General features: G+C 41.6%; 4 protein-coding genes and 1 pseudogene. All 5 read left to right on the forward strand.

Annotated elements, in window-relative coordinates; translation table 11 throughout:
• The first annotated feature begins 27 nt into the window (after positions 1-27).
• On the forward strand, positions 28-864 hold the full coding sequence (locus ACFIN0_RS09275) for a hypothetical protein (RefSeq protein ID WP_375632654.1): 837 nt from the start codon (positions 28-30) through the stop codon (positions 862-864).
• 7 nt (positions 865-871) lie between these two features.
• Positions 872-2,326, forward strand: coding sequence for a hypothetical protein (locus ACFIN0_RS09280; protein ID WP_375682119.1), 1,455 nt, complete (start codon positions 872-874; stop codon positions 2,324-2,326).
• A gap of 6 nt (positions 2,327-2,332) precedes the next feature.
• Positions 2,333-4,468: a glycine zipper family protein gene (locus tag ACFIN0_RS09285; RefSeq protein WP_375612625.1), complete on the forward strand. Its 2,136-nt coding sequence runs from the start codon at positions 2,333-2,335 to the stop codon at positions 4,466-4,468.
• On the forward strand, positions 4,468-5,115 hold the full coding sequence (locus tag ACFIN0_RS09290; RefSeq protein WP_375610951.1) for a transglycosylase SLT domain-containing protein: 648 nt from the start codon (positions 4,468-4,470) through the stop codon (positions 5,113-5,115). Before ACFIN0_RS09285 ends, ACFIN0_RS09290 begins: the two co-directional genes overlap by 1 nt.
• 12 nt (positions 5,116-5,127) lie before the next feature.
• Positions 5,128-5,579: pseudogene (locus tag ACFIN0_RS09295) on the forward strand (phage tail protein); the annotation flags it as partial.

Here is a 5,579-nt window from a genome sequence, read left to right on the forward strand (position 1 = left end):
TGCTTTATTATAGGAAGGAATTGTGACATGGGGAGCAGTAGACCAGCAACGACAGAACAGAAGCAGGTGCAGACAAGTGCCCCTCCTGCTTGGATGCAGAATGTCTTTAAGCGAGGTGGTGCGGATGCGTATAATCTGTATGATACAGGGGCGGGTGGGAATGTTTATGGCGGTCCTCGTGTAGCGCCGTTAAGTGATCAAACGCGCTATGGAATTGGTGGTCTTGGAAGTATTCCACAGCATTATCAAAATCGCTCTTTGATGAATACGATTTACAATCCAACGTTGACAGCAAGCAATCTTGGAAGAGTGGCTTCTGGTGATATGGTTGGACAGAATCCGTCTTTTAATGCCGCCCTTCAAAATAGCTTAGACCGTGTAAGAGATACGATTAACAGCTCTTTTGCAGGTGCGGGTCGTTATGGGTCCGGTGCACATGCAGGTGTATTAGCAAATGAACTTGGTGCTTTGTCCACAAGTGCTACAGCAGACCAGTATAATCGTGATGCGGATCGCATGATGCAAGCCAATGCCATGATAGACCAAGCCAATCAAAATCAATTGGGCGCCTCAAATAACTTCTTACAGGGTTATGGGAATGCCTATTCCAATGCCATACAAGGGGGAGGTGTGCTTGATGCCCACAATCAACGCCTTGTTGATGCCAATAGAGAACGTTGGCTGGAACAAGACAATAGCGGCTGGAATAGGTTGAATATGCTTATGAACGCCGGTCATGGCTTTGCAAGGAATTACGGCACGACAACGAATAATGTGTCAGAATCTAAGATGCATGGTAACGACCCTTGGAAGAACGCTATAGGGATTTTAGCTAGTATTGCTAATTTTGCAGGAAAAAAGTGAGGTAGTTATGCAAAATAGTAACGATAACATGTTATCAAGACTTCTTAAGTCTATGCATGTAATGAGCCAATATGTACCACGTATACGTTTCAACGATCTAGAAGACGCCAAACAACAGGCAAATAATTTACCTTATTTAACCCCTTCTTCCCCTATAGCAACTTTTGGTTCACAATCAAATCCTTTAGGTTTAGCTAAAAATACTTCACCTTTACCAGATGTAAGTTCGTCTTTAAGATCGGCAGGCAGAAAACCGTATGTACCGTCTTTAGTCCCTTCTTTACCAGTAGCGACCTTTGGTTCACAACCAAATCCTTTAGGTATGGAACCTTTGCCTAATGCAATTGAAACTTCAGATTTGGCATCATTGAAACCAAAGCCGTCTCAATTACCAGAGCCTATTTCATCTGTAGAACCACAGAAGTCTGTACAGCCACAACAGAGTACTGTTCCTCACCAAGATACTGGTTCTCAACAGAGTTTTTGGGATTACTTGCGTAGTCCTGAGTTTTTACAAAGATTATCAGATTATGGGATTGGTTATGCATTATCAGATGGGACGATAGCACAAAGTTTAGCGAATGCAGCTATGAATCTTCGTCGTGGTGATATGGAAAGAGAAAAAAGAGGACAGGTTAATCAGACCGTCGAATACCTAAAATCTAAAGGGTACAGTGAAGAAGAAGCTGCTATTATGGCACGTAATCCGCAAATGCTTAGTGCGATGCTAACAGGTGGTGATACTCCTAAGTTACCTCTGGGGCATCAATGGTATATCAATCCGGAGACAGGTGAACGTGAAGCGAGACCGATTAAAGGATCTCTACAGGAATTGGAGTATAATCAGAAAAAACGAGACATAGAAGAGTGGGAAACAAATAAGAGAGAGTATGTGAAAGAAGTTGCATTAGAAATTGATAATACTATGGGTGCGGTTAATCATGCCATTAAACTTATAGAGAGTGATCCAGATTGGGTTGCTGGTAAAGGTGGTACGGTTACTCAAATTTTCCCAGGATCTGATGCCAAAACATTAAAATATCTATTTACTCAGATTCAAGGCGGTGTCTTTAAGCGAGTGATTGCATCAATCAAAAAACAAAGTAAGAATGGAACCGTAGGTGTTGGTCCATTATCTGAGAAAGAAAGCCAGTGGTTAGTATCATCTTATGGTACTTTAGATATTAGTGACAAGCCTGAAGTATTACATACAAGACTTTTAAATATTAAGAAGATGCTTGCACATTTTCAAGAATTTAATAATGAAGAAATTTATAGGTTATCACATGGATTGGAAGTAAAAGAGCGTAAAAAAGACCCTTCTCAATCTTTTACTAATGGGTTGGTGTCACAAGGAGGTAGTGAAAATATACCAAAGATGAGTTTAGAAGAGGCATCTATTAAGGATAACGTACTTTATTTTGTGGATAGTTCCAGTGGTGAATTTCTGGTTAAGGAGTAAATATTAATGGCCCCTTATAAGACTTCTGGTGCGATTAATTCTCAATATGTATATGCTAAGAATGGGACACGTTTTCGTGTAGTTGAAGATTCTGCTGAGATTGAAAAGATTATAAGATCAAATGCTAACAGTTCTTCTTCATCTTCTCCTCGATATGTATACGCTAAGAACGGAACACGTTTCCGCGTAGTTGAAGATCCCGCTGAGATTGCGAAGCTATCTAATCAATCAACTACAACAGATGATTTCTCATTTGATGATAAAGATCTTACGGTGTTGGATGCTGTTATGAGGAATAGCGCGTCTGGTGCGACGGCAGATTATTTTGACGAGATGAAAGCAGCCAATGAAGCGGGTTTTATAGATTATTGGCGTGGTGATAAGAAAGCAGAGGAGATATATAATAGACGGGTAGCTAAGGAGCGCGCTTACCAAAAAGCCTTGCAAGAGAAATATCCTATTTGGTCTTCTATTGCTTATGCTGCTGGTTCACTTGTACCGACAGGACTCTCACTTTTTGTGCCTCCATTAAGGGCTTTGGCTCTTGCAAAGCATATGTCAACACTTGGAAATATTGGTAAGGCGATGATGTTCGGGGCAGGTTCAGGAGCTTTACATGGCTCTGGAGCAGGAGAGGGTCTTTCTGGTCGTCTTATATCGGCAGGGTTTGGTGGTGGTATTGGAACAGTAGCTGGTCCTATTGGTTCTCTTGCCGGTACAGTTGCTTCTTGGGGTACAAAAAAAATGGCAAGGGGATTGCAACATGTTCCCTATATTCCCTTTATGAAAGGAGGGCGTTTTAATCCTGCTCATAAGGAAGTTCAAACTAAAGTAGTCAGAGAAGTTGCAAAAACATTATATGATGATGGTGTTGAGAATGTTGCTGAACATCTTGCAAATGCACCACGCCATGCATTTTTGACAGATATTAGTCCGAATTTAGAAGTATTGCTTGCGAATATGGGGACAACAAATACGCGTGTTTCTGAACTTTTGAAAAGAGCCCATGAAGGACGGATGCAGGGAGCAGTTCAGCGCCTTGGTCAATCGGCAGATGAAAACATTACCCCTCTCCAAGATACGAAAGTTTTAAAAAGGTTGCTTAAAGAGCAAGGGGAAGAAGCACATGGTTCTCTCTATGCACAAGCCTATCGTACTCCAATAGAAAAAAGATATTATCCAGCTCTTAATAGGCTTTTTAAACAAGAAGGATTTCAAGACGCTCTTAAGCACGCTGTCAAAAAGTTAGAAAGAGACCCCCGCACAGCAATACCTCAACGATTCTATGCAAAAGAGTTTAGCCATATCAATTATAAACCTACAATGGAGTTACTAGATCGAAGCAAGAAATCCCTTGATGTTTTAATCAGAATGAATCGAAAGCTTGGTGATGAAGAAGGGGCTTCTACATATCAAATTTTGAAGAACAATTTGGTAAAAATAACGGATAAAATTTCCCCTACTTATAAAGCAGCTCGGGGTAGCGCAGCAAAATACAAAGGCTTTGCAGAAGCTATAAGCCAAGGCAAAAAAATTGCAGAAAGAGATGTATCTGGAGAGGGGATTGCAGAAGGTCTTCGTAAAGGAGCAATGCCTAGTGGTCTCAATACTTATCATGTAGGGATGAGAGACTATATTGATGATCTATTAAAAGGTTCGCGTCCTATTAATAGCCTTTCAAATATTTTACAAACGGGTAGCATGTCAGATAATCTAAGCAGATCTTTAAGCTCTAAAAACATTCATGCGTTTAGAAAAGCTGTAGAGGGTGAAAGGTTCTATGAAGATGCGGCGAAAAGAGCACTGAAACCGTTTCAAGGAACGCCTGAACATAATTATTTAACAGGTGTTAATATACCGTATGGAAAAACTAGTGCAGCACATGCAGGGGCAAAAATTATACAAAATATTTTATCTGATACGATTAGAAAATTGCCACAAAAAGAAAGGCAAATACTTGAACGTGATATAGCGAAATTAGCAACTTTTGGCGTTAAAGGTATGAACCAGAAGGAAGTTGCTCAAATGTTACAAAGATTTATACAATTACATAAAGCAGGAATTGGTAGTGACCATTTTTGGCATTTCATTTCTTCGGCAGCGTTAGGAGAAGCGGGAAGATTTTTAAGGAGTAAGGGTTAATGACCCGTTCTAGTCCTTCAGTCGATCAAGCGATCCGTCAAGCAGCAGCGCGATATGGCTTACCAGAAAGCTATTTATACCGTGTTGCGCAAGTGGAAAGTGGAGGCAATCCGAATGCAAGGAATCCCCGTTCTTCTGCGGGTGGGTTGTATCAATTTATAGACAGCACCGCCAAGCAATATGGTTTGCAAGACCGTTTTGACCCCATGCAAGCGGCAGATGCCATGGGGCGGTTGACGCTTGATAATCGCAATCATTTAAGCCGCCTTTTGGGAAGAGCGCCTAGTGAAGCGGAGTTGTATTTAGCCCATCAACAAGGAGCAGGAGGAGCCGCGCGGCTTCTTCAAAATCCCCATGCCAATGCGGCGCAAATTGTTGGGAGCAATGCGGTTGGCTTGAATGGTGGAAACAACGCTATGCGTGCAAGTGATTTTGTCAACCGTGTATTACAGATGTATGGTGGGCAGCCTCATAGAGCAAGTCCTACAGCGCATGGTGGCATTAGAAATAGAGACAACTTGTTAGAGGTTTTAAGGGCATTATTAGCATCACAAGAAGAGGCTTCGGAAGAAGAAGAGAGTGATGATGATAATCCTTTGATGACGCAATTCATGCGGGCATTTTACGGACCATTTTACAGAAGCTAGGATTCACGAGAAATGTCAACGATTTATGATTGGTCGCTTAGAGCGTCGGATAATACGCGCGTGGATAATTTGATTGATTGGTCCGAAGGACAGCATCCTAGCAGTGTGAACACAAGCGCTCGTGTGATGATGCAGCGCGTAAAGGAATACTTATCAGACACGGGTGGAGAGCTTGAAGGCATTGTTACAAGTGATCATGTCCAACAAACGAGTGTGATAAGACTTGCAAGCACTTCACAGTTTTTAGAGTATAAGAATGGCATCGTTTTGCGCTTTATGGCGACGGGTAAGAATGTTGGAGCGACCACGATTGTCTTAAATGCTTTAGATGGCAAGCCGGTTTATAAAGCAACAGAAACGGGTTTATCGCTTTTATCAGGAGGGGAGATCCAACAAGGGTGCATTTATACATTGTTTTATAATGGAGATCATTGGCATCTTGTTAATCCTACCCCACTCCCTTT

It is taken from the genome of Bartonella sp. AA89HNZF (assembly GCF_042196905.1).
Lineage (GTDB): Bacteria > Pseudomonadota > Alphaproteobacteria > Rhizobiales > Rhizobiaceae > Bartonella.